Raw genomic sequence first — 24,375 nt, forward strand, 5'->3', positions numbered from 1 at the left:
TAGGGGTGAATAGGAGATAAGGTTGTAATAAATAAAGGTTGTAATACTATACAGAGCATAAAATAGTACTATGATGGCGTGCCTTTCATTATATCGTCAGCTATTTGTCATTCGAGGGTCATTTTCATGCATCAACATACCATAGACCAGCGCTTAGATACATCCGGTCTGCATTGTCCACTGCCGCTATTAAAGGCTAAGCAGGCCTTAAATAAGATGTTGGCAGGTCAGGTCTTAGAGGTTATCGCAACTGACTCAGGATCCGTTAGAGACTTTGATGTCTATGTTCAACAGTCAGACCATTCGATGCTAGAAACGTTCACGCAGGAGGGAACCTATGTTTACATTATACGCCGTGGGTAAAGGTGAGCTTGCCATTAGTAGGAGATGCCAGCATGCTTAATATTCTGAAAAAGTGGATACATCGTTATTTTTCAGATGAAGAAGCATTGCTGTTCTTTTTCTTGTTGGCAGTGGGGTTGGTTGTCATTCTGACCTTAGGTAAAGCTTTGGCTCCAGTGTTCTTTAGCATTATTCTGGCCTTTTTGATGCAGGGAGGCGTGAATCGTCTCAGTCCGTATTTACCTAAGAAAGTCGCGGTTTTTGTAGTTTTTGTCAGTTTTATGGCCATGTTTTTGGCCTTTATGTTGTTTATCATGCCGCAGGTTTGGCGTCAGTTGATTACGCTGTTAAATGAGGCGCCACGAATGGTCATGGAGGTGCAAAATGTTCTGATTTTGTTGCCAGAGCGCTATCCTGATCTGGTGTCTGAACAGCAAATCAGGCAGTTCATTGCCATGGCTGCAAATGAGATAGGTAAAGCTTGGCAGTGGGCGCTGACCTTCTCCTTGCATTCGATTACCAATATTGTCGCACTGCTTATTTATTTGATTTTAGTTCCTATTCTAGTGTTCTTCTTCCTTAAAGATGGAGATCATTTGACTCAGAGTTTGACCGCGTATCTACCTGATAAGCGCGATATGATGCGTCGGATTTGGACCGAAATGGATGCCCAAATAGCCAATTATGTTCGAGGGAAAGTGATCGAAATTCTGATAGTGGGTGCGGTCTCATTTGTCGTATTTAAGTTTCTTGGATTAAATTACGCGGCGCTTTTGGCGCTCATGGTGGGTCTGTCGGTTGTCATACCCTACATAGGTGCAGCATTGGTGACATTGCCCGTTGCAGGTGTTGCCTTTTTCCAATGGGGGTGGGGTGGTGAGTTTATTACCCTGATGATCGCTTATTTTGTCATTCAAGCCTTAGATGGTAACGTGCTTGTTCCCATTTTATTTTCCGAGGCTGTGAATTTGCACCCTGTCTCCATCATAGTGGCTGTTTTATTGTTCGGAAGCATATGGGGAGTGTTGGGTGTCTTCTTTGCGATTCCATTGGCGACTCTTATTAAGTCAATCGTCAATGCTTGGCCAAACGCAATGGAGTTGCATGTGGCTCAGATTGAAAAGGAGTCTGAGTGATTCATGCACAGCCGACTGCTCGCCTGAGTCGGCTGTGCTTCTGGAAGGGTTAAAGTATTTTGGCCGCTTCAAGAACCTCAGCCGCATGGCCAGCGACTTTTACCTTTCTCCACTCTTGGCGTAAAACCCCCTCCTTGTCCACTAAGAATGTACTTCTTTCAATACCGAGTGATTCTTTGCCATACATTTTTTTTAATTTAATGACATCAAAGAGCTGGCAAAGTGTTTCGTCTGCGTCACTAATCAACTCGAAGGGGAAAGACTGTTTTGCCTTGAAATTTTCATGGCTGCGAAGGCTATCACGTGAAACGCCGAAAATCTCAGTGTTCGCTTCTTGAAAGGACGAATACAGATCTCTGAAATCTTGGCCTTCGGTTGTGCAGCCTGGAGTGCTGTCTTTGGGGTAAAAATAGATCACCCAGTTCCGCCCTTTAAGATCATTTAGCGCAATGGTTTTATCGCTTGTGGCGGTGGCTGTAAAGTCGGGAATGGGTTCGTGCAGCTGTACGGTTGACATATTTTGTCCTCTTGATAAAAAACCTTAACTAAAACGCCCTTTCTACTACGCTTCGGGGCCCTTATTCGTTTAGAATGGAATAAACAATAGCAAAAGCAGGATGATATATTAACCCTGTGAGTTGCGTGGTCGGTATGGACCCCCTAGCATACCCTGATATAAAGACAAGTGGAGAATAAAATGATTCGCGGCAGTATCGTAGCCCTAGTAACCCCGATGTTAGAAAATGGCGATGTTGATTGGGTTGCGCTCAAAAAGCTTGTCGAGTTTCATGTTGAAAAGGGAACCGCATCCATTGTTGCCGTCGGAACAACGGGAGAGTCGGCTACCTTGGATTGTGAAGAGCATACAAAAGTTATTCAATTTATTGTGAATGAAGTGGCAGGGCGTATCCCCGTGATTGCTGGAACAGGTGCGAACTCCACACGTGAAGCCATTGCTTTAACGCGTGACGCAAAGGCCGCTGGAGCGGACGCCTGTTTGTTGGTGACACCTTACTACAACAAACCCACTCAGGAAGGACTCTATCAACATTACAAGGCAATAGCGGAAGCCGTTGATATCCCTCAAATACTGTATAATGTCCCTGGAAGAACAGCCTGTGATATGCTTCCAGAAACCGTTCTGCGCTTAGCCGAAATTGACAATATTGTCGGTATCAAAGAAGCAACGGGTAATTTAGAGCGTGCTCGGTACTTAATTGAATCAACACCCGATGATTTTGCTGTTTATTCGGGTGATGATGTCACAGCAATAGAGCTGATTTTACTGGGTGGTGATGGAAATATTTCGGTGACCGCGAACGTTGCGCCTGCCGAGATGTCTGAATTGTGCCGTCTTGGTTTGGAAGGGCGTGCAGATGACGCTCGTGCGTTGCAGCTCAAATTGATGCCAATGCATACAAAGCTCTTTGTGGAAGCCAATCCTATCCCGGTAAAGTGGGCAATGGCTGAAATGGGACTCATGGAAGGAGGTATTCGTTTGCCCTTAACTCCTTTGTCTGAGCCCTATCATGAAGTGGTGCGGAACGCATTGATTGAAAGTGGAATCTCATTAAAGGTTAACTCATGAGAAAAGTTCGTTTATCTACCGTGATGACAGGCACTTTGCTTCTGTCTATCGGCGGATGCAGCATGGTAGAAAAAAATCCAATTTATGGTGAGCATGCGATTATTCGAGATCGAAGCCAAGACTATACTTTGGCTGAGGGGGGGCAGCGTTTGCAAATCCCTGACCATATCCGTGCTCGACCGATGCAGGATCAGTTGACCGTTCCTGATGTAGGGTTGGTCGGTACACAGAGTCAAGAGCGCTTTCAGGTGCCGAGGCCAGAGTTCTTTTATTCTGAGCCAGGTTCCGAGACAGTCAATTTGCAGCGTTTTGATGGTGATCGGGTCATCATTGTTGATGAGCCGATCGCGGATGTATGGCAAAAGGTTGTTGATTTCTGGGAGTTTAACGGCGTAAATATTGCCCGCAAGGATCCTAGAATGGGCACAATTGAGACAGAGTGGATCCGAACAGATGGGCGTGATTACAGCTTCATGGATCGCTGGATTAAGCGATTAACCCTTCAAGGCTTAGAAGGGCCGTCTGATAATAAAATTAGAGTCAGTGTGCGGCCTGATCCGGAGGACTATGCTCGGACTTCTATTCGTATGCAGCATGTACAGTTTGCTCAAGGCGCTGTTCCTGCGAATGTCGATTGGGATGCAAGCGTTGCCGATATAAGCTATCAGTCCGAGATGATGTTTGAAATGCTGCGATATCTCAGTCGCACCTCTGCTCAGCCGACGGCGCAAAGCCTTTTGGCGCTTGAACAACGTCAGCGCAGTCGTCCACAATTAGGACGTGACTCACGAGGCAATCCTGCATTACGCATTAGTACTGATGCACAAACTGCATGGGGGTTGCTAGATGCTGCTGTTGATGCTTCTGGATTTGATGTTGGGACTCGGGATGAAAGAGCCGGTATCTTTTATCTGACCTACACCACGTCAACGCCTTTTGATGATACTCAGAAAATGGGCTTCTTTGAGTGGCTTCATTCTGACCGCGGTGATATCAAGTTGAATACTAATATCATTACGAATGCATTGGGCTTATCGAATGATACGCCTGAGGGAAATGTTCGTTATAGTTCGGAAGGTATGGGAGCAGCTAGTCGTTCTCCCGAAGAAATTGCACTCGATTTGAATGACCCTGATAACCCTGCAAATCAGCAGGGCTATAAAATCTGGTTGGGTGGTCGAGTCTTGTATGTTTTCGGCAGTGGTCAAAGTGGTTTCTTTAACCGAAACACTGGAGAGGTTGAGCATACAGGTCGCTATCAAGTGAAGCTGAATCGGATGCGTCAGGGTGTCATGGTTACTGTGCTGAATGACCAGGGAATCGAAGCCCCTGGCATTGTTGCTGAAGAAATTCTCTGGCAGATCAAAGATCAGTTGCCACAGGGTATTTAATGATTTTATTCCCAGCCTCGAAAGAGGCTTGGGTAGGTGGAGACAATAGATGGAAAAGCGCGAGGAGCTTTACTCAGGTAAGGCTAAGTCTGTTTACAGCACAGACAACCCAGATTTAATGGTCATGTTGTTCAGAGATGACACGTCAGCATTTGATGGTAAAAAAGTAGAACAGCTTAACCGAAAAGGCATGGTAAATAACAAGTTCAATGCCTTTGTGATGCAAAAACTTGCCGCTGCTGGTATACCGACACATTTTGAAGCGTTGTTGTCTGATACGGAAAGTCTGGTCAAACGCTTAGACATGATGCCGATTGAGTGCGTTGTTCGCAACTTGTCAGCTGGGTCTATTTGTCGTCGTTTAGGTGTTGAAGAGGGGTTGGAGTTGAACCCACCGACATTTGAAATGTTTCTTAAAAATGATGCGTTGGGGGATCCGATGATCAATGAATCCCACATCGTTTCATTTGGTTGGGCAGATATTAAATATATCGAGAAAGCAAAAGATCTGACCTTTAGAGCCAACGCAATCTTGAAAAAAATGTTTGCCGATGCTGGTATCCTGTTAGTGGATTACAAGCTAGAGTTTGGTTTGTACAAAGGGGAAGTGGTTCTTGGGGATGAGTTCTCTCCGGATGGTTGCCGTCTGTGGGATAAAGAGACCCGTGCTAAAATGGACAAGGATCGCTTCCGTCAAGGTTTGGGCGGTGTTATCGAGGCCTACGAAGAGGTGGGGCGTAGACTAGGCATTGACTTTGATGCTCCTGTTAAATAGTTAGGTTGGATTATGCGCATTGTCTTTCTGGATACACTTGGGCTTGATGATCTTGATTTAAGCTTATTGCAAACACATGCCACTTCATGGGATACGTATCAAAAAACGGATATCCATCAGGTTGCTGAGCGCATAGCAGGTGCTGACATTATTATTACAAATAAGGTCGTCATTACTCAGGAAGACATGCAGGCAAATCCAAGCTTACGATTAATCTGTGTTATAGCAACCGGCCTCAATAACGTTGATTTGCAAGCGGCAAGTCGTTTGGGTATCGCTATATGCAATTGCCAAGCCTATGGTACGGATTCTGTCGCCCAGCATGTGATGATGCTGATGTTGGCCTTGCATACGCGTTTATTAGATTACCATCGAAGCGTTCAAGCGGGTGACTGGAACCGTTCGTCTCAGTTCTGTCTACTGGATTACCCCATATTTGAGCTTAAAAACCGTACGCTCGGTATTTTGGGGTATGGTGTGTTGGGGGCTGAAGTCGAGCGCTTGGCGCGAGCATTTGGTATGCGGGTGCTCATTGCTGAGCGCCCCGGAGAGGCGGTTGCTCGCCTAGGCAGGGTGGCTTTAGATGAAATGTTGCCACAAATAGATGTGTTGACGCTTCATTGTCCGTTAACGGATCAAACACGAAATATTATCAATGCTGAGCGTATTGCACGTATGAAGCCAGGCAGCTTTATTGTCAATGCTGCTCGGGGCGGTATTGTCAATGAGCAAGACCTTGCAGATGCTTTGCGCAGTGGGCATTTAGGTGGTGCTGCCACTGATGTACTGTCGCAAGAACCACCACGTATGGGAAATGTGCTACTGGATTCCTCTATTCCTAACCTAATAGTGACTCCTCATTCCGCATGGGGAAGTCATCAAGCAAGAATGCACTTGGTTGAGCAGACCGCCGAAAATATTGCGTCCTTTATCAAGGGTGCACCTGTACGCCAAGTGAACTAGCCTGTCACATTAAAAGGGGCACTCTGACGAGAACTCGAGCCAGTCTTGGGTTACAGGGTGTCGTAATGTCAACTGGTCAGCGTGAAGCATCATTCTAGGAAATGCTGTGTGTTGACTTTCCGGGGTGTAGAACACATCACCGAGTATAGGGTGGCCAATTGATAATAAGTGCACGCGCAGCTGGTGAGAGCGTCCAGTGTGAGGGTATAACAACAGGCGACTTGAGGATTCAGCTCTCTCGATACACTTCCAGTGTGTTTCGGATGGTTTGCCAATATCGTGGTCGACTTTCATTAAAGGACGGTTATCCCAGTCCTGTGTGAGTGGTAAAGAAATGTCTCCTTCATTGTCTTTCACGACGTGATGCACGAGCGCTTGATAGCGCTTTTTGGGAACCCTATTTTGAAACTGAATGCTTAAATGGCGATGTGATTCAGCATTGCGTGCCAGTACGATGAGGCCTGATGTGGAAAAATCCAAACGATGCACAATGCGTATACCCGGAAATTCCAGTTGTAATCGACTGACAAGGCAGTCTTTTTTGGCCTCACCAATACCAGGAACCGAAAGCAATTCGTGAGGTTTAGAAACCACCACCATTTCATCGTCAGCAAAAATAATTTCAATCATTTAGATCGCTCAAATAGGGCAACCGACTCAATATGAGCAGTGTTAGGAAACATGTCTAAAACCGTAAAACGTGAAAGTTGATATCCTGCAGCGCAGAGCACTTGGGTGTCGCGCGTTAGGGCGGCAGGGTTGCAGGCAATGTAAAGAATTTTCTTTGCCTTCTTAGAGGCAATTTGGCTGACAAGAGCGTGTGCACCTGATCGAGGCGGATCAAGTAAAATCATGGTGATGGGCTCTTTGAACCAGAATGCGTGACTGACATCAGAGCTCAGGTCTGCACAGTAAAAAACGGTATTATGGATTTGATTCTTGTCTGCATTGTCTTGGGCTTGTTTTACCATCGACATCATCCCTTCAACGCCTATTGCTTTGTGGGCCTTTTTAGCAAGCGGTAGCGTGAAGTTGCCAAGGCCACAAAATAAGTCCAATACATAATCCTCAGCACTGGGTTGTAGCCACTCCAGTGCAAGTTGAATCAGTGCTTGGTTGATCTGACTGTTTACTTGCAAGAAGTTGCCAGGTTTGAAGCTCAGTTCGACTTCAGGCGACGGGCGGTAGGTTAGCGCCGGATAGTTGCTTTGTACTGGCGATAGATTGCCATCGTTGTCTTCCACCCAGCCTTGTAGATTTAGATCATTGCAAAGGTTGATCATTGCGGACATGAATGAATTCGTGGGCTTGCGAGTGACTCTAAACGTTAGCGCCCCTGAGTCATCTCCCAACAGCGCGTCAATATGCGTTAAGGATTTGTTATCTGGCTGCTCAGAAAAATAATGGCGTGTGAGTTCAAATACCCGTTCAAGGCGTGTATCGAGAACTGGGCAAGTCTCTATATTGACAAGTTTGGAGCTTTGTCTGCGTCTAAAGCCCACCGCTAGACTTTGATCGCGTTGCAAACGATTAACACCAATTCGTGCGCTACGACGATAGTTAAATGAAGGCGAGGGTATGGCGTTATCCATGTGTATGGGTTGACACTGTGCAAATCGCTGCAATTGATCCAGCACTAGTGCATATTTTAAGCTAAGGGCCTTTTGAGGGTTTAAATGCTGCAGGTCACAGCCACCACAGAGCTGGTAATGATCACAGGGGGGGATTTGACGATCAGGGCTTGCGCTGAGTACCTCAAGGGTCTCTGCCTCATCAAACCGTTTGTGCTGAGCTGTGATTCTTGCCACAATTTGCTCATTGGGCAAGGCGCCGCGCACAAAGACAGTTTTGCCATCTAGATGACTAATACCTCTTCCTTCAATGCTGAGGTGGCTGATGGATAGTTCGACTGGAGTAGCAGGGAGGGTCGGCTTAGATGGTTTTTTTTGACGATTTAAATGGCGCATACCGAATTCCTTAAAAGATGTGTGAATTCTAGCAACTTTTGTCGGTTAGGGCAGTAGGATTTTTTGACTGAATAATATCCGATAAATTTACTCGGGTTTATTTTCGGTGTATGCTTCCAACAATAATGGTAATAGGTGAGTGCTGAATTATTATGAGTATAAACGTTACGAAAGGTGCAGAAAATTATCTTGCTCAGCTTCTTGAGAAACAGAACGTAGAGGGAATTGCTGTTCGTCTTTTTGTTACTCAGCCAGGAACGCCTTACGCAGAGACCTGTCTAGCATACTGCCGGCCGGATGAAGTGAATTCTGAAGATGAAGTGTTGGATTACGAACTGCTCCGCTTTTATTTGGAAAAAAACAGTCTTCCTTATCTCGATGAAGCGGTCATTGATTTTTCAGAAGACAGAATGGGTGGGCAGCTAACAATCAAAGCCCCCAACGCAAAAATGCCAAAAGTAACAGCCGACAGTCCAATGCAGGATCAAATCAACTACATTTTATACTCCGACATCAATCCGGGCCTGTCGGCTCATGGTGGTGAGGTGAAATTGGTCGAGTTGGTTGAAGAGGAGCAGGGGGTTTTGGCAATTTTGAAATTTGGAGGCGGGTGCCAAGGGTGTAGCGCAGTGGATTTAACCCTTAAAGACGGTGTGGAAAAAACATTGATTGAAAAGGTACCCGGCTTAATCGGCGTCAGGGACGTTACGGATCACACCAACACATCTAACGCTTACTATAAGTAAATTTCTTGCACTAAATCGGAAAACAAGTCGTACAAATGTAACCTTCTTATGGGTTATCGGCTTGTTTTTTTCGGTTGATGTCCCCATAGTCTTAGAAAGTATTTTTGCACAACTCAACCTGAGTTGTTGCTCGGCACAGAGGCACGCATATTATGGATCATTTAGAAGCAAAAGATGGCGCAATTCACGTTGAGCTTCCCGTATTGCCGCTTCGTGATGTTGTTGTCTACCCTCATATGGTTATTCCATTGTTTGTAGGCCGTGCGAAGTCAATCAATGCGCTAGATAAGGCGTTAGCACAAGATAAGCAGATACTATTGGTCGCGCAAAAGAGTGCTTCAGAAGATGAACCTGTGGCGTCTGATTTGTTTCATGTGGGAACGGTTGCCAATATATTACAAATGCTAAAGCTCCCAGATGGAACAGTAAAGGTTCTCGTCGAAGGCGAGTACCGCGCTGAGATCCAATGTTTGACAGACGAAGGGAGTAACTTTGAGTGTACATTGGGTCCCTTAGTCACTGAAGAAATCTCTGAAGCTGAGTCCGAAATCTATAAACGTTCGGCGCTGGATCAGTTCGAGCGTTTTATTCAAGTAAATAAGAAAATTCCATCAGAAGTTCTCTCCTCGCTTCAGAATATTGATGATATTGGTCGGTTGGCTGACACGCTGGCAGCTCATATGTCACTTAAGTTGGAAGAGAAGCAGCAAGTATTGGAAATGCTAGGTGCCCGTGAGCGCTTAGAATTATTAATGGCCAAAATGGAAGCGAGATTGACTTGGTTGAAGTCGAAAAACGCATTCGTGGTCGTGTTAAAAAGCAAATGGAAAAAAGTCAGCGCGAGTATTATCTGAATGAGCAAATGAAGGCCATTCAGAAAGAGCTGGGCGATATGGATGATACGGGCGCGAACGATATGGATGAACTGCGTCGCCGTATAGAGAGTGCTGGTATGCCTCAAGAGGCATTAAATAAAGCACTTGCTGAGCATAAAAAATTGCAAATGATGTCTCCTATGAGTGCTGAAGCCACGGTGGTGAGAAGTTACATTGATTGGATGTTGCAAATTCCGTGGAATAAGCGTTCTAAAGTACGCCTAGATATGCAACGTGCGGATAAGATTCTCAACGAAGATCACTTTGGCTTAGAAGAGGTCAAAGAGCGGATTATTGAGTACTTGGCGGTACAGAAGCGCGTTAAAAAACTGAAAGGGCCAATTTTATGCTTAGTTGGGCCTCCTGGGGTAGGTAAGACCTCTTTAGGTAAATCGATTGCACGTGCAACTAATCGAGAGTATGTCCGAATGGCGCTGGGCGGTGTTCGAGATGAAGCTGAGATTCGAGGTCATAGACGCACGTACATAGGTTCGATGCCGGGCAAGCTGGTCCAAAAAATTGTCAAAGCGGGCGTCAAAAACCCTCTATTCTTGTTAGATGAAATTGATAAAATGGGTATGGATCATCGTGGGGATCCATCGTCTGCACTGCTAGAGGTGTTAGACCCAGAGCAAAACAGTACGTTTAATGACCATTACCTTGAGGTTGATTTGGATCTTTCGGACGTTATGTTCGTCTGTACATCCAACTCAATGAACATTCCTGGTCCATTGCTTGATCGTATGGAAGTCATCCGTATTCCGGGTTATACCGAGGATGAGAAGCTAAATATTGCGCGTAACTATCTTATTCCGAAACAATTGAAGCAAAATGGATTAAAAGATAGTGAAGTTGTGATTTCAGATGCTGCAGTTATTGATCTGATCCGTTATTATACGCGCGAAGCTGGTGTTCGTGGGCTTGAAAGAGAAATCGCGAAAATTTGCCGTAAGGCTGTTCGTGAGATGGCGTTAGCCAAAGTGGCTGCAGGCTCGTTAACGATTGCATCTGAAAATCTAGAAGATTACTCCGGTGTTCGTAAACATACATATGGCAAAGCCGAAGAAGATGATCTGGTAGGACAAGTTACAGGTTTGGCTTGGACTCAAGTTGGAGGAGAGATCCTGACAATTGAGTCAGCCGTTGTGCCTGGAAAGGGACGTCAGATACATACCGGATCTTTAGGTGATGTCATGAAAGAGTCGATTCAGGCAGCGCTGACAGTCGTGCGTCATCGTGGTAAGTCTCTGGGCATAGCTCCAGACTTTCATGAGAAGCATGATCTACATATTCATGTACCCGAAGGTGCCACACCGAAGGATGGTCCTAGCGCTGGTATCGGAATGTGTACAGCGTTAGTGTCAGCTTTAACAGGTATCCCTGTTCGCTCTGATGTTGCGATGACGGGTGAGATTACACTTCGAGGTCAAGTGCTTCCCATCGGAGGTCTGAAGGAGAAGTTACTGGCGGCTCATCGTGGTGGTATCAAGACGGTCATCATACCGGATGAGAACAAGCGGGACTTAAAAGAAATACCTGAAAATATTAAAGCTGATCTGAACATAAAAGCGGTAAAATGGATTGATGAGGTATTGGAGATAGCGCTTGTTCGTTACCCCGAGCCTTTACCGGAAACAGATCCTGAAATCGTAGGTAAGGAAGCGAGTGGCGTAAAACCTGAGCCAGGGCAAGTAAGTACACATTAATGTGAGCCCTCGCAAAGAAAGCCCTTCGGGCGTGTTGACACTCGTTTCTTTGAGTTGGTATAAAGTGCACTAAGGTTGCAGGGTACATAACTGATTTAGTAAAAAATAATGATGCATTAAGGGGAACAATGTGAATAAATCTGAACTAATCGATGCAATTGCGGCTTCTGCGGATCTGCCAAAAGCAGCTGCAGGGCGTGCATTGGATGCTACACTAGAAGCCGTAACAAAAGCTTTGCAGAATAACGAATCTGTTGCACTTGTTGGTTTTGGTACTTTTTCAGTTAAAGAGCGTGCTGCACGTACCGGTCGTAATCCACAGACAGGTCAACCTATTGAGATCGCAGCTGCTACTCTGCCGACGTTTAAGCCTGGCAAGGCGCTGAAAGACGCTGTTAATAAGTAATGGGGCTGTGCTAGCTCAGTTTTTTAGACAAGGCAGTTTGATTATAATCTTACCCTTATTTGAACGAACTGATGCTGGTTAGTCATTGTCAAAAAAAGCGCATTCAGAAAGGGTGCGCTTTTTTTATTTTTACTAAGGTGTATTGCGAACAATGCTTCAATCCATAAGGGACAACTCAAAAGGTATAATTGCCAAAATTATCGTAGGTCTGATCGCTCTGACATTTGCACTTTTTGGTGTAGAGTCACTGGTTGGACTCGGTTCATCCGAAAAGCCAGTAGCAACAGTCAATGGTGAGGCTGTTAGCACTCAAGAGCTTATGCGAGGTGTTGAGCTGCAGCGCCGACAAATACTGTCACAAATGGGCCCCGATGCAGATCCTACGATGCTGGATGACAATCTGCTCAACCGTATGGTGTTAGAAAGCTTAATAGAGCGCTCGTTACTATCACAATCTGTTGAGAAACAAGGCCTGTATTTCTCTGAAGAAATGCTTGATCAGTTGATTGTTAATACGCCTCAGTTTCAAGTGGATGGTCGCTTTGATCGAAACCAATTCGAAATGGTTTTGCGCAGTGCTGGCTTCACTCCATTGACCTATCGAGAGTTGTTGAGACTGGAAACCTTGATCGATCAAGAGCGGGCAGGCTATGTGCTGTCCTCATTTATGACTCGACCAGAAATAGAGCGTATTGTGTCGTTAGATCAGCAGACACGTGATTTTGCCTATGTAAATTTGCCCTTGTTGCCAATTTTGAATCAAGTGAGTGTGACTGAGGAGGAGATCCGTGCGCGCTACGATCAAAATGCAGCGGCATTACAGACGGAAGAACAAGTAATACTGGACTATGTATTGCTTGAAAAAGTCGCTTTTGTTGATCCTGAGCAAGTGAGTGACTCGGAGGTTGAGTCCCTTTACCAGCAAGCCCTAGCTGAGTTTAGAAGTGAGGAGTTACGTGATGCTGCCCATATTTTGATTGAGGTTGATGAGCAGCGAGATGCTTTGGCAGCGTTGGCCCGAATTCAGGAAGTTAAGTTGAAGCTAGAGGAAGGGGAGGATTTTGCTACCCTCGCCCAAATGTATTCTGACGACATAGGTTCAGCATCTGAGGGTGGTGCGCTAGGCTTCATGTCACGTGAGATGCTGGTGGGTGCATTTGCAGAAACACTGTTTGCCATGGAAACCGTGGGCAGTATTTCTGAGCCTTTTCAAACGGAGTTTGGTTATCACCTCATTAAGCTTGAAGGTGTGAAGCAGGAAGAAATGCCGTCTCGTGCAGACCTAGAAATGGAACTGCGTTATGAAATTGCAGAGCGTGATGCAGAGCGTTTTTATGTCGAAGCATTGGAACGTTTAGCGGATTTATCATTTTCTTCAGCTGATCTTGTTGCACCCTCTGAAGAGCTAGGTTTAGAGGTCATGACATCCGAAGCGATATCTCGAAAGGGTGGGACGGGTTTGTTAGGTGGTCACCCTCGAGTTTTAGATGCCGCTTTTAGTCAAGATGTCTTAAGGGATAGGTTGAATAGTCTCCCAATCGAATTGGATCGTGAGCGGGCCGTAGTTGTGCGTCTGAATCAGCATCAGCCCTCTCGGCAGGTGACGTTTGAAGAGGCAAGAGATTCGATAGAGCTCGAGCTCATAACTGAAGTCGCCAAACAGCAGCTTCGTGGGCAAGCGGATGCTTGGCTTGCCAGTTTTAAAAATGGTGAAGTTCCGCAGGATATGAGTGATGAATATTCTTGGGTTGATATAACGGGTGTAAACCGTGGCGCTCAAGATGTTTCTTCCGAGATACGCAATGCGGCTTTTGCTATGAGTTCTGACCAGTTGCCAGCATTTGAAGTGATCTCGTTACGAAATGGTAACTTCGCTCTATTAAGATTAGACAGCGTTAATCGTGTAGAAGCGGATCTAACAGAAGATGAAATGGCGTTTATGCTCTCTTTCCTAGGTTCAAATCAGGGGCAGATAGAGTATGAGGGTCGTGTACAAGGGTTGCGACAAGCGGCGACAATTGAACGTAACTAAGGCGACAATTCGTTTTTCGTTTTAACAAAAACCCCAGCCAAGTGCTGGGGTTTTTTGTAGGTGTTTAGTGAAGTGCGAAGGCTGCATTCATTAACGATTGTGTATAGGGGTGTTTGGGCGATGCAAAGACTTCATCTGTGAGCCCTGATTCAACCGTAATCCCATCTTTAACCACCATGACGCGATGACTAAGTGCTTTAACAACGGATAAGTCATGGCTGATAAACAGATAGCTGAGCTCATAACGCTTTTGTAGCTCTCTGAGAAGTTCGACGATTTGTCTTTGTACCGTGCGGTCTAAAGCAGAGGTAGGTTCATCGAGGACGATAAGGTCGGGACGGAGTACTAGGGCTCTGGCAATGGCAATGCGTTGACGTTGGCCACCCGAAAACTCATGGGGGTAGCGCTCAGCCGATGACGGTTCTAGGCCCACATCAACCAAGGCTTCTTCAACACGCCGCCGAATTTCGTTGGGGTCTTTAACGCCATGAACCTCAAGCCCCTCGGCAATCGATTCTCCGATCAACATTCGAGGGCTCAGGCTGCCAAATGGGTCCTGAAACACAATTTGCATTTGCTTACGTAAGGGTTTGACGTGCTTTTGCGTGAGTGAGTGCAAGGGGTGAGATTGAAAATGTATTTCACCTGACGATTGGATTAAACGTAGGATAGCCAGGGCTAAGGTTGTTTTGCCTGAGCCTGATTCCCCCACAACTCCTAGAGTCTCTCCTTTTCTAAGCTCAAAGTCAGCGCCTGTGATGGCTTTGTGGTAATCGGTGACGCGTTTAAATAAACCGGTGTAGATGGGAAACCATACATTTAATTGACGAACGTTTAAAATCACAGGGCTATTCGGTTTTAGGGGGTAAGGTTGGCCAGAAGGATCTGCTGATAGTAATTTTTGCGTGTAGCTTTGTTGGGGGTGATTAAACAGTAATTCAGTGCTTTGGGTTTCAATAAGCTTCCCTTTGCACATGACGCATACACGGTCAGCAAAATGCTTCACAATACCTAAATCGTGAGTGATCAGCAGTACGGCCATATTGAGTTTTGTCTGGAGAGTGCGCAGCAGTTCGAGTATTTGTTTTTGAATTGTGACATCTAAGGCTGTTGTTGGCTCATCCGCAATCAAAAGTTCTGGTTGGTTTGCAAGAGCCATTGCAATCATTACACGCTGACGTAATCCACCTGAAAGTTCATGAGGGTATTGTTTGAGTCGTTTTTCTGGAGCAGGGATTCCGACGAGTGCAAGCAGTTCTAAACTTCGCGATTTTATCTCTGCTTTTTTCAATGCTTGATGTAACTGTAAAGACTCAGCCAATTGCTTTTCAACCGTATGTAAGGGATTGAGTGAGGTCATGGGCTCCTGAAAGATCATGCTTACTTTGTTTCCTCGAACGTTTCTTAGACGCTCTTCTGGTTCATTCAGTAATGATTCTCCTCGATACAGTATCTCACCGCTCGGGTAGCGGGTTATGTTTTTCGGCAATAGCTGTAAAATAGATAAAGCTGTCACTGATTTACCTGAACCTGATTCACCAACCAATGCTAAGCACTCACCCGGTGCTATTTCGAAGCTGACGTTATCAACGACTGTTTTATTTGAAAAAGCAATCGACAAGTTCTTTACGGAAATCAGAGACGTGTCCTTCATATTAATGCACCTGTAGCTGGATATTAAAGGTTGTGCCATAGTGAGGATCGGAGGTCACAGCAATATGTCCTTGGTGTTGCTCGGTAATGATGAAGTGCGCAAAAGACAGGCGTTTACTCATGTCTTCACTTGCTGAATCGGAAGGGTTATTGAAAAAAGGTTCAAACAGTGTCATTTGCTCATCATCCGATAGTGTTGCGCCGTTATGATGAATTTTAATCCAGATAGCATCATATATCCGTTCAATCTCTATTCGAATAAGAGGATTGGTTGTACGCGCTGCAATGAGAGCATCGTAAGTATGCCGGAACAGGCTTAGCAATGCCTGTTGCATTTCAATGATATAGCAGGCTATTTTCGGTAGGTGAGTATCAAATGATTTCTCAATCCGGATTTCAGAGAAGTTAAGGTAGTCGGAAGACGTAAGTACATCACCGGCAAGTGTTAAGGCATGTTGGGTAATTTCAGTTAGATCCGCGGCTTGGCGAATATCACTACGTTTACGGGCAAAGGTGAGTAAATTGTTAATGATTGCGGTGACATTCCGACCTTTTTCCGATGCGTCTGCCAGAAGGTGGTTGAGTCGCTGGATCTCTTTACCGCATGATGAGTTTTCTGCCATAAGTTGACCTGATGTCAGTAATCCTTGAAAACTCGACAAATCCAAAAGTATTCCTTGTAATGGAGCGTTAATGTCATGTGCCATAGTGGCGGCTAGCTCGCCCATGGAAGACATTTTGTCGTTATGGATCAGCATGTTTTCAGCTAAGATTTTTTGGGTAACATCATCAATCAGAATAACAACGCCCGCGTCCATCTGATTGTGCAAGGGGTAAATGGTTATGTTGAAATAATACAGACCATTTTGGCTTTGCTTAATATACACGGCTTCTCGGCTATTAAGGGCGCTGTTGAGATGCTCTTCGGTGATATTTAACGTGGGGTACGTATCCCATAACCGCGTGCCCAGCGCTTGTTCACGACTGACTCCAGAAATTGCTTCTGCTTTGTTGTTCCATTGGGTGATGAGATGGTGTTTATCTAAACCGATGAGCATAAGAGGGAGTGAACATAGAATATCGTCTAGATAGGCTTGTGAGGATTTTAGTGCAGACGTGCGTTGAACGACTCGTTCCTCAAGTTGACCTTTAATCAGCGTTAGTTCTTTGTTCGTCTTAAATGCTTTTCTCCAAGTCATGAATAGAAAAAAAGCGGCCACGGACAATAGTATTATTAAAACGCCGCTCGAAAAGTTTGCAATGTATTGCCAATTGGTGCGGCCGTCAGCAGTTTTGAAATAGTTTACCAAGCTCGCTTGGGCAAGAGGACTGATTGGGATAAGTAGGCAGCTTAAAAAAATATGTCTCATGGTATGCAATGGGGCGGCCCCGTCTCCTTTCGAGATGTTAGCAGGGTTGCAGAGTGCAACATGTGTTGAGCTATATTGGCATTATTGTGCGCAGGTTTGATCCCGCATGTTACAAACATTTGAGCGGTTTAAAGTTGCTTGCCAATGTTGTATTTCCGCATTGGGTAATCCGATTTCATTAACGGAAGAAAAGGGAATGGTTCTCCAAGACTTACTCAGGGTGTAAAGAGCTGATTCACCTCGAATGACACGCGTCAGAATAATTTCGCCCCAGGCTGCATCAAGGACTTGTCCACACCAGCTAATAATCATTGCACTTTCATAACGAGGTTGCGTTACGGTTTGCAGGGGTTGAGAGTAACTGAAACGACACTCCTTACTCAGGGTGGATTTCAGATCATTAAGATAGTGTTGAGGCAGTAACACCGGATTGTCGATGACTTGGAATGCGAGCATTTGCTTCCAATTAATAAGGTTTTGTTCTTGGGGGACAAGTTCATCCACTCCACGGTTGTTAAGCCACTCTCGATAGACTGAATGCCAATTAGCGGGAACATAAGCTTGTAGCAGTTCTCCACCCTCTGGGTGGGCCAGGACTTGAGGAGTTGCGAGTATACGAAAACCAGCAGGTGAGCCCTGCGCTAATCCTTGTATGGGCATCAAAATAGCCGATACAGCAAACAATGTGGCCAAAGCAGGGTGTCGTTGGGTTAATGATGAGCGTGTTGAGTGTCTCACTAAAAAAGAGAATAAACGCTTCTCGAATGTCATCATGCGCGTAACCTACGTGTCAAAAGTGTCAGACTAAATATTAACAGCATCTTGTCGTGTTTTCTTCAATCTTATTTAATTTACTCAGGTGGGTTTAAGCGTATTGCTGCCAAATTAAGCGCGCACAGATAATCATGGAGACACTGACAAGTAGGGGCTTTATTAAGCGGGTACCTTGCTAATAACTAACGTTGAGCCGAGGCGGGCGCCTAAAATTTGTCCTGCAGCCATGACTAGGCCGGCACTCCATAAAACTTGGCCGGCAAAGGTGAAAAAAAGAAGGGATGCGAGGTTGGATGTGAAATTCAAAAGCTTGGTATGTGCTGTCGCTTTCACTAAGCCAAAGCCAGCAAGTGCAACAAATGCAAACGCAAAAAATGAGCCAGTGCCTGGCCCAAAAAAGCCATCATAAAATCCGACGCTTGTTCCAATCAGTAAAGCAAAAGCCGAGTGTGATAAACGTCGTTCACTATCGTCATTGGTGATTCGAGGAGAGAGTAAAAAGTAGATGGCAAATGCATGAGTAAGAAGGGTAATAGTTGACTTAAAAAGCCAGAGTCGACACGTTGCACTAAGAGTGTCCCTAAGGCACTGCCAATGAATGTGCAAAAAATGGGAAGCTTCATTGTTGATAGTTTAATGAGGCCCTTTCGCCAAAAAAATAATGTCGCTGTAAAAGCCCCAAAACTACTTTGTAGTTTGTTTGTTGCCAACGCCATAGTAGGAGGCATGCCAGTTGCTAGCAAAGCCGGAATTGAGATTAAACCGCCTCCGCCCGCGATTGAGTCAACAAATCCGGCAGCAAATCCGGCAAGCCCCAGTAGCATGAGAATGGATAAATCGAGTTCCATTATTGACGTTTCATAGTGATCTAAAAAAGGACGAAGCTCTATTCTTATGCTTCATTAGAGAGTGTTTCAAAAAGTTGTTCATTTAAGTACAACTTAGCTTCCAGGTTGGTTAGCATTTTGAGAGCGCATTGCAATTTGCTCTTGGCTAGCGACTTCCATCACACTAACCAGTTGTTCGACCCGTTGGTTGAACTTCGCCAGTTGCTCTCTAGGAACAGAAAGTGCCATCGGAAGATTAGCGGTCATCGGGTTTACAGGCCTACCGTTAACATGGAGTTCGAAGTGTAGGTGGGGGCCTGTCGAGCGGCCTGTGTTGCCTGAGAGAGCGATGCGTTGGCCGCGTTTAACGGTGTCACCACGCTTCACCAATTGACGATTTAAATGTAAATAACGGGTCTTGTAGGTAGAGCCGTGTTGGATCTCAATATACTTGCCTGCAAATGGATGATTTTCGACACGTGTAACAACACCATCACCGATGCTGACAACGGGGGTGCCAATGGGCATAGCGAAATCAGTCCCATTGTGGGGAGCGACACGTCGTGTCACTGGATGAAGGCGTGTTGGGTTAAAAGGTGAACTAATGCGGAAATTCTGATCGTGAGGAATGCGTCGGAATGCACGTGTTAGGCTTTCACCTTTTGCATCGTAATAGTTTCCATCTTCAAACAAAAAGGCGGTATAGGTCGATCTATTTTGTTGTAAGCGGATGCCTTCGATAGTCGATTGCCCTGTATGTTCATCGTTGACACGCTGCGAACTGCGTACAATCTGAAATCGATCACCGGCTTGAATTTGTCTATTAAAATCGATTTGTTCCCCCATCAGTTTATTGACTTCGAGGATTTCAGATTTTGTTAGACCCGCTCGAATGGCAGAGACATAAAAACTTCCGTAGATTTCGCCAGCAATAATTTCTTGTTCCCAGACCCCCGGATTAATGAGCTCCTCAAACTCAAACATCGTCTCGTCAACGCGACGATAAATAACGCGATTGCCTGCATGAATAAAGAGCTCCATCTCTAGCAGGTCAGATGTTTCAAGGTCTTTACGGAAGGTTAAGTGGTGTCCGGGCCGAATAATGTCTAGCGCGAGTACTTGTTCGTCCGCAGCTAGAATTTGATACATGATGGTTTGGCCGATTTCAAATTTGTCGAAAATAGAACTGAGCGTATCGCCTGCTTCAATTGAATAACGGACGATGCCAGGCTCTTCCTCGACGGTTTCGACAACATCGAGTGCGATTTCATGCTCAAATGTGAGCAGGTTCTCATCGTGAAAAATATCACTAAATTCAGCATCAAGACGTATTTCTTGAGCAAAGTCATGCGGGTCTTCATTCATTTTGACACTTACAGAGGTCTCGTCATTTGATGTCTCTGGCATAAGGAAAGCAGAAGCCAGCAAAAAAACAGCGATCAGTAGAGCACATAAGTGTGGTAGGGGAAGAGCGGATGTTAAGTGCTTAGGTAAATAAACTTTTCTCAATTGCATAAAAAACCCACAATCCTGCAATTAATATGACGAACCAAAATTTGATGCCATTATCACTTTATTAATGAGGTAATTGCAATCTTATGAGCGATTTATCTTGTATTTGTGATCCAGATCAAGAGTCCGTTGAGCCCAACAGGCAGACAAGCGAATAAGACTAGAGGCTAAAAGACAGCAGAACCTTTAGGCGCTATACCTAGCGAATAATAATTAAAGGAAATAGACATGTTCGAAACGCAACGCGCCCTTGTGTTGGGCTGGAGAATGCTGTTTTCTCAGACTCGTTTACCGGATACCCAAGGTTGGCCGGATTGTCTATCGGGACTTGCCAGTGTCTTAAGTGCGATGTCTTCATCTGATGTAACGCGTGTTAAAGCCTTGCAAGTTCCGCTTGTTGAAGCTTTGATGGAGTTACAGTTGCCAGCGTGGCACATCAGTCAAATTCTAAGTGATCATAATGATTGGCTTTATCGTTTTGCTATTCAAGAGTCCATTGCTGAAATGCAGCAGCAAGGTTGGGGTGAAGCACCCTGTCGATTTTGTGTGCTGTGTATGGGCTCGGGAGCACGATCCGAGAGTTTATTAAACCCTGACCAAGACAATGCTTTGATTATTGAAGATTATCCAGATGCTCGACAGGGGGAAATCGATCTTTGGTTTCAGACATTATCAGAGCGCTTTACCGATAAATTAGATTTAGTAGGCATCCCGTTATGTAAAGGGCATGTTATGGCGCGCTGGCCTCTGTGGCGTAAGACGCTATCTCAGTGGTGTGAACAGTTCAGGCAATGGACGTCTCGCAGAACCGTTCGTCAGGTACAATTTTCCAATATTTTGTTGGATTTCAAACCTGTGTTTGGTGACTCTTCATTAGCTGATGCGTTTCGTGAGTATGCATTGAGCCGAATGCCAAGAGCGGGTTTGTTTTTACATGAAATGAGCGAGTTGTTGGATGAGACTCCCGTGGCATTGGATCGTTTTGAACGTCTTCATGGCGATGGGAAAGAGACACCCCATCAAGATGCAATTAATCTAAAGAAGCAAGGATTATTGCCTTTGCAAGCCGCCTTGAGGTTACTTGCGCTAAGAAAGGGCGTAAGTGAGCAAAGTTGCCAAGCGCGTTTAGCGGCCTTGGCCGAGCAGAGGGTGATTCATCAGGATCATGCAGAGGCGTTGCTGCTGTCGTTGCATCATATACAAGATCTCCTGCTTCACTCGCAATTGAGCGCTTTTAAAGAGGGGCGTCCGATCGATGGCTGGGTGGATTTACGAACATTGAATCCTATGAGTAAGCAGGTGTTGCGCTTAGGTTTACTATCCATTAAGGAGTTGCAAAAGAAAGCGCGTATTTCCGTCTGATTTAGTCTGGAAGAGTAGCGATGCGTTCATAGATCAGGTGCTTTCGGTAATTCCATTATGATATGAGCCCCTTCAAGCGAGGCGGGGTCATCAATCCAGAGCCGCCCTCCCATATGGGCTAAGATGCCGCGGCAAATAGGCAAGCCTAATCCTGTCCCTTTTGGGCGTCCTTTGGGTCTAGCTTGATTGCCTTGCTCAACTTGATGAAATTTTTCGAACACCAGCTCGCGTTGGTCTTGAGGTATTCCCTCTCCATTGTCTTCTACACTGAGTCGAAAGCAACGTTTGTTTTGAGTGAGTGTGACGTTAACTTTTCCTTTCGTTGAGTTCGCAAATTTACGAGCATTGTCCAACAGGTTTATAATCACTTGCTGTAGTCGATCAGTGTCTGCAATCACCCAAGCCTCCTCCAGACATAGATTTACTTGGATTTTAATGTCTCGCTCTTCATAAAGACGAATAACGGCCTCAATTGATTGCTCTAAGGCTTCAATTAAATTAATGCGCTCGGGTTTCAGCTGCATACGCCCCGATTCGATTCGGGCTAAATCAAGAATTTCTTCTATTAACCGTGACAGTCGTTCGCTTTCTCTCACAATCACATCTAAAAAATGGGCGCGTTTTTCTGAAGCAATGTTGGGTGTGTCTCTGAGTATTTCGGCAAATGCGCGTATTGATGTCAGTGGGGTTCTGAGTTCGTGGCTGACCATAGCGATGAACTCATCTTTGAGTCTGTCGAGTTCTCTCAGTCGATCATTGGCTTCACGTAGCTCTTTGCCGATTAGGGATAGTTCGGTAGATTTTTGTTCTAAACGACGATTGTATTCGAGCGTTTGCGAGGTTGTATCTAAAATGCTTAAAACGGCCTGTAGATCTAAGGCCTCTCCTTTAACGACTGAGTTAATCAGAACGCGTGCGGACGCGCTTCCAAGAGACCCTGCTAATTGTTTTTCAGCCGCATTAATCAACGCTGGAGAAGCAGGGTCTTCTGCACCGCCGGTTCGTTGCTCATGAATAAATGAAGAAAAAAGCCGCTCAGTTGCGGAGGCGCCCAAGTATCGATGGACGAGTTCATGTAATTCACCGCGGCTGGTGTGTCCATGCCACATAGGTGTATGTAGCTGGTCTTGTTCGAGAGCTCCACAGAAGATGGCGGCTTGCGTTTGTTCAAATTGTGTTTGTCGGGTGAATTGGGAAATTAGGACAATTAATCCTATATTGACGAACAAGCTCCAAAACAAGGAGTGGGTATAGATATCTAAGCCGTCAAATCCAAACAATTGGTAGGGCCTGAGTACTTCGATACCCCAAGGTCCTTGGGTAATGAGTTCAATTCCAATCCATCCAGATTGGGCAAAACCCGGAATTAACAAGGTATGACACCATACAATAAACCCCCCGATCAATCCTATCATAGCCCCTGTTTGAGTGGCGCCACGCCAGTACAGTCCTAATAAAAGTGCCGGGGCAAACTGTGCGGCGGCGGCGAATGAAACCAAGCCAATCGTTACAAGGGTGTAGGACTCCCCTATGAGTGCATGATACAAATACCCAAGTAAGAGTATGAATAGAATTGTGATGCGCCTAATTCCCAGCAGCCAAGGGCTCAAATCCGATTGTCGATCAAGATGCAAGCGCCGCCAGCGTAATAGAATGGGCATCACTAACTGATTGCTGACCATTGTTGAGAGCGCAATGGTTTCAACGATAACCATTCCTGTTGCAGCTGATAAGCCACCGATAAATACCAGCATCGGTAAGGTTTTAGCGCCTTCAATCAGCGGCAGTGTCAAGACGTAGCTATCCGGACTTAGATTGGGATCGTTTAACATCATGCCTGCCAGCGCGACAGGAATGACAAAAATATTGATGGCCAGTAGGTAGAGAGGAAACATCCAAGAGGCGCGTTTGATATGACTTTCATCAACATTTTCGACCACCATTACCTGAAATTGTCGTGGTAGTGTGATAAATGCGAGCATGGATAAAATCAGCAATCCAACCCAACCGGAAGCGCCACCAGGAATTTTTTCAAGACCGAGTGTCGACATGAGTGCTGGATGGTTAGCAGCCTGTTCAAATAGGTCAACAGGACCTGCATACAGATAAAAGGTGACAAAGATACCCACGGCTAAGAACGCCATGAGCTTAACTAAAGACTCAAACGCGATGGCTGAGACCATTCCTTCATGGCGCTCACTGGCATCGAGTTGCCGCGTTCCAAATAAAATAATAAACACGGCCAGTACGAGCGAAATCCAAAAAGATTTATCGGCAAAGAACAGCATTGATTGGCTTGCGTCTGTTGTGGGTAGGTTAAAGTCAGCAAGAATAGAGTAGCTGTAGGTGATGGCTTTGAGCTGCAGTGCAATGTAGGGAATGATGCCGATCACTGCAATAATGGTAATGATGGCGCCAATGCGTTGGCTCTTTCCATACCGAGCACTGATAAAGTCTGCAATGGAGGTTAGGCGTTGCGCTCTAGCAATCCGTACCATTTTGCGGATTAGCATCCAGCCACTTAACATAACCAGTGTTGGCCCTAAATAAATTAATAAAAAGCTGGGGCCTGCTTCAGTCGTGCGACCTACACTTCCATAAAACGTCCAAGCGGTGCAATAAACGGCAATGGATAAGGTATATACCGTTGGGGAACCAATGATGGACCGTCCTTGTTCAGCTCGTTTATCGCCAAAAGCAGCGATTATGAAGAGCAGTGCCAAGTAGCCAAATGCAAAGACGAGAATAATGGCTTCACTCATCAGAGGTTTCCAAAAAATAGGCAGCGATAAGAATGATGCCAAGCCAAACGGAAAATATCCAAATGGTTAGGCGTGACAGTCCTGAGCTTGACGGAGTGTCAAACAAGAAAATGAACGGCGGTGAAAACAACAGGCCACATAATAGGACGATGGCGATCATGCGGCTGGATAAGCTTTTTTTTTGCATG

Annotated in this window: 19 protein-coding genes and 2 pseudogenes; 11 read left to right on the forward strand and 10 right to left on the reverse strand. The window is 45.4% G+C overall.

The window, feature by feature from the left end; genetic code table 11:
- Positions 1-126 precede the first annotated feature (126 nt).
- Positions 127-363: a sulfurtransferase TusA family protein gene (locus D791_RS07460; protein WP_036509769.1), complete on the forward strand. Its 237-nt coding sequence runs from the start codon at positions 127-129 to the stop codon at positions 361-363.
- Positions 364-395: 32 nt separating this feature from the next.
- The gene (locus D791_RS07465) at positions 396-1,478 is read left to right on the forward strand and encodes an AI-2E family transporter (RefSeq protein WP_036509771.1); all 1,083 of its coding nucleotides are present in this window, start codon (positions 396-398) and stop codon (positions 1,476-1,478) included.
- Positions 1,479-1,527: 49 nt separating this feature from the next.
- Here D791_RS07465 and D791_RS07470 read toward each other — a convergent pair whose 3' ends face one another.
- Entirely contained in the window at positions 1,528-1,995 is a 468-nt protein-coding gene (locus D791_RS07470) for a peroxiredoxin (protein WP_036509773.1), read from the reverse strand.
- A 180-nt stretch (positions 1,996-2,175) separates the two neighbouring features.
- Here D791_RS07470 and dapA point away from each other — a divergent pair, with 180 nt between their 5' ends.
- Genes dapA through D791_RS07490 form a run of 4 tightly spaced genes read left to right on the forward strand, consistent with a single transcriptional unit; the run spans position 2,176 to position 6,195 of the window.
- Entirely contained in the window at positions 2,176-3,066 is an 891-nt protein-coding gene (dapA, locus tag D791_RS07475; protein WP_036509775.1) for a 4-hydroxy-tetrahydrodipicolinate synthase, read from the forward strand.
- Entirely contained in the window at positions 3,063-4,457 is a 1,395-nt protein-coding gene (gene bamC, locus D791_RS07480) for an outer membrane protein assembly factor BamC (protein ID WP_036509777.1), read from the forward strand. Before dapA ends, bamC begins: the two co-directional genes overlap by 4 nt.
- Before the next feature lie 49 nt (positions 4,458-4,506).
- The gene (gene purC / locus D791_RS07485; protein ID WP_036509779.1) at positions 4,507-5,232 is read left to right on the forward strand and encodes a phosphoribosylaminoimidazolesuccinocarboxamide synthase; all 726 of its coding nucleotides are present in this window, start codon (positions 4,507-4,509) and stop codon (positions 5,230-5,232) included.
- 12 nt (positions 5,233-5,244) lie between these two features.
- A complete protein-coding gene (locus tag D791_RS07490; protein ID WP_036509781.1) occupies positions 5,245-6,195 on the forward strand; it encodes a 2-hydroxyacid dehydrogenase in 951 nt (316 codons plus the stop codon).
- 9 nt (positions 6,196-6,204) lie between these two features.
- Here D791_RS07490 and D791_RS07495 read toward each other — a convergent pair whose 3' ends face one another.
- Entirely contained in the window at positions 6,205-6,825 is a 621-nt protein-coding gene (locus D791_RS07495; RefSeq protein ID WP_036509783.1) for an RluA family pseudouridine synthase, read from the reverse strand.
- Positions 6,822-8,162 (reverse strand): 23S rRNA (uracil(1939)-C(5))-methyltransferase RlmD, encoded by a 1,341-nt coding sequence (rlmD, locus tag D791_RS07500; protein WP_036509785.1) that lies wholly within the window; start codon positions 8,160-8,162, stop codon positions 6,822-6,824. Before rlmD ends, D791_RS07495 begins: the two co-directional genes overlap by 4 nt.
- Before the next feature lie 152 nt (positions 8,163-8,314).
- Here rlmD and nfuA point away from each other — a divergent pair, with 152 nt between their 5' ends.
- The 4 genes and pseudogenes from nfuA (at position 8,315) to D791_RS07520 (ending at position 13,927) form a co-directional block, all read left to right on the forward strand.
- The gene (nfuA, locus tag D791_RS07505) at positions 8,315-8,908 is read left to right on the forward strand and encodes a Fe-S biogenesis protein NfuA (RefSeq protein WP_036509787.1); all 594 of its coding nucleotides are present in this window, start codon (positions 8,315-8,317) and stop codon (positions 8,906-8,908) included.
- 152 nt (positions 8,909-9,060) lie between these two features.
- A pseudogene (lon, locus tag D791_RS07510) lies at positions 9,061-11,489 on the forward strand (endopeptidase La).
- 130 nt (positions 11,490-11,619) lie between these two features.
- On the forward strand, positions 11,620-11,895 hold the full coding sequence (locus D791_RS07515; RefSeq protein WP_036509790.1) for an HU family DNA-binding protein: 276 nt from the start codon (positions 11,620-11,622) through the stop codon (positions 11,893-11,895).
- Positions 11,896-12,046: 151 nt separating this feature from the next.
- Entirely contained in the window at positions 12,047-13,927 is a 1,881-nt protein-coding gene (locus D791_RS07520) for a SurA N-terminal domain-containing protein (RefSeq protein WP_036509792.1), read from the forward strand.
- Positions 13,928-13,991: 64 nt separating this feature from the next.
- On the opposite strand, the gene D791_RS07525 is transcribed toward D791_RS07520, so the two are convergent.
- From D791_RS07525 to D791_RS07545, 5 genes and pseudogenes are all read right to left on the reverse strand, one after another.
- Positions 13,992-15,581: an ABC transporter ATP-binding protein gene (locus D791_RS07525; protein ID WP_036509793.1), complete on the reverse strand. Its 1,590-nt coding sequence runs from the start codon at positions 15,579-15,581 to the stop codon at positions 13,992-13,994.
- 1 nt (position 15,582) lies between these two features.
- The gene (locus D791_RS07530) at positions 15,583-16,779 is read right to left on the reverse strand and encodes a two-component system sensor histidine kinase NtrB (protein ID WP_237748551.1); all 1,197 of its coding nucleotides are present in this window, start codon (positions 16,777-16,779) and stop codon (positions 15,583-15,585) included.
- A 252-nt stretch (positions 16,780-17,031) separates the two neighbouring features.
- Positions 17,032-17,724 carry a hypothetical protein gene (locus tag D791_RS07535; protein WP_036509795.1) on the reverse strand — a complete coding sequence of 231 codons (693 nt, stop codon included), beginning with the start codon at positions 17,722-17,724 and terminating at the stop codon, positions 17,032-17,034.
- A gap of 159 nt (positions 17,725-17,883) precedes the next feature.
- Positions 17,884-18,572, reverse strand: a pseudogene (locus D791_RS21995) (TSUP family transporter).
- A gap of 93 nt (positions 18,573-18,665) precedes the next feature.
- Positions 18,666-19,916 carry a peptidoglycan DD-metalloendopeptidase family protein gene (locus D791_RS07545; protein WP_157682264.1) on the reverse strand — a complete coding sequence of 417 codons (1,251 nt, stop codon included), beginning with the start codon at positions 19,914-19,916 and terminating at the stop codon, positions 18,666-18,668.
- A gap of 375 nt (positions 19,917-20,291) precedes the next feature.
- On the opposite strand from D791_RS07545, the gene D791_RS07550 reads away from it, so the two are divergent.
- Positions 20,292-21,425 (forward strand): DUF294 nucleotidyltransferase-like domain-containing protein, encoded by a 1,134-nt coding sequence (locus tag D791_RS07550; RefSeq protein ID WP_036509796.1) that lies wholly within the window; start codon positions 20,292-20,294, stop codon positions 21,423-21,425.
- Positions 21,426-21,451: 26 nt separating this feature from the next.
- Here D791_RS07550 and D791_RS07555 read toward each other — a convergent pair whose 3' ends face one another.
- Positions 21,452-24,190 carry a sensor histidine kinase gene (locus D791_RS07555; protein ID WP_036509889.1) on the reverse strand — a complete coding sequence of 913 codons (2,739 nt, stop codon included), beginning with the start codon at positions 24,188-24,190 and terminating at the stop codon, positions 21,452-21,454.
- Positions 24,180-24,374 (reverse strand): hypothetical protein, encoded by a 195-nt coding sequence (locus tag D791_RS20160; RefSeq protein WP_036509798.1) that lies wholly within the window; start codon positions 24,372-24,374, stop codon positions 24,180-24,182. Before D791_RS20160 ends, D791_RS07555 begins: the two co-directional genes overlap by 11 nt.
- Position 24,375: the final 1 nt, after the last annotated feature.

The organism is Nitrincola nitratireducens, from assembly GCF_000585235.1.
GTDB lineage: Bacteria > Pseudomonadota > Gammaproteobacteria > Pseudomonadales > Balneatricaceae > Nitrincola > Nitrincola alkalisediminis.

Coding starts and splice junctions, on each gene's coding strand:
- D791_RS07550 (WP_036509796.1), top strand. CDS start 20,292: ATGTTCGAAACGCAACGCGCCCTTGTGTTGGGCTGGAGAATGCTGTTT.
- D791_RS07495 (WP_036509783.1), bottom strand. CDS start 6,825: ATGATTGAAATTATTTTTGCTGACGATGAAATGGTGGTGGTTTCTAAA.
- nfuA (WP_036509787.1), top strand. CDS start 8,315: ATGAGTATAAACGTTACGAAAGGTGCAGAAAATTATCTTGCTCAGCTT.
- D791_RS07460 (WP_036509769.1), top strand. CDS start 127: ATGCATCAACATACCATAGACCAGCGCTTAGATACATCCGGTCTGCAT.
- D791_RS07530 (WP_237748551.1), bottom strand. CDS start 16,779: ATGACTTGGAGAAAAGCATTTAAGACGAACAAAGAACTAACGCTGATT.
- D791_RS20160 (WP_036509798.1), bottom strand. CDS start 24,374: ATGCAAAAAAAAAGCTTATCCAGCCGCATGATCGCCATCGTCCTATTA.
- D791_RS07490 (WP_036509781.1), top strand. CDS start 5,245: ATGCGCATTGTCTTTCTGGATACACTTGGGCTTGATGATCTTGATTTA.
- bamC (WP_036509777.1), top strand. CDS start 3,063: ATGAGAAAAGTTCGTTTATCTACCGTGATGACAGGCACTTTGCTTCTG.
- D791_RS07470 (WP_036509773.1), bottom strand. CDS start 1,995: ATGTCAACCGTACAGCTGCACGAACCCATTCCCGACTTTACAGCCACC.
- rlmD (WP_036509785.1), bottom strand. CDS start 8,162: ATGCGCCATTTAAATCGTCAAAAAAAACCATCTAAGCCGACCCTCCCT.
- D791_RS07545 (WP_157682264.1), bottom strand. CDS start 19,916: ATGAATGAAGACCCGCATGACTTTGCTCAAGAAATACGTCTTGATGCT.
- D791_RS07465 (WP_036509771.1), top strand. CDS start 396: ATGCTTAATATTCTGAAAAAGTGGATACATCGTTATTTTTCAGATGAA.
- D791_RS07525 (WP_036509793.1), bottom strand. CDS start 15,581: ATGAAGGACACGTCTCTGATTTCCGTAAAGAACTTGTCGATTGCTTTT.
- D791_RS07535 (WP_036509795.1), bottom strand. CDS start 17,724: ATGATGACATTCGAGAAGCGTTTATTCTCTTTTTTAGTGAGACACTCA.
- D791_RS07520 (WP_036509792.1), top strand. CDS start 12,047: ATGCTTCAATCCATAAGGGACAACTCAAAAGGTATAATTGCCAAAATT.
- dapA (WP_036509775.1), top strand. CDS start 2,176: ATGATTCGCGGCAGTATCGTAGCCCTAGTAACCCCGATGTTAGAAAAT.
- purC (WP_036509779.1), top strand. CDS start 4,507: ATGGAAAAGCGCGAGGAGCTTTACTCAGGTAAGGCTAAGTCTGTTTAC.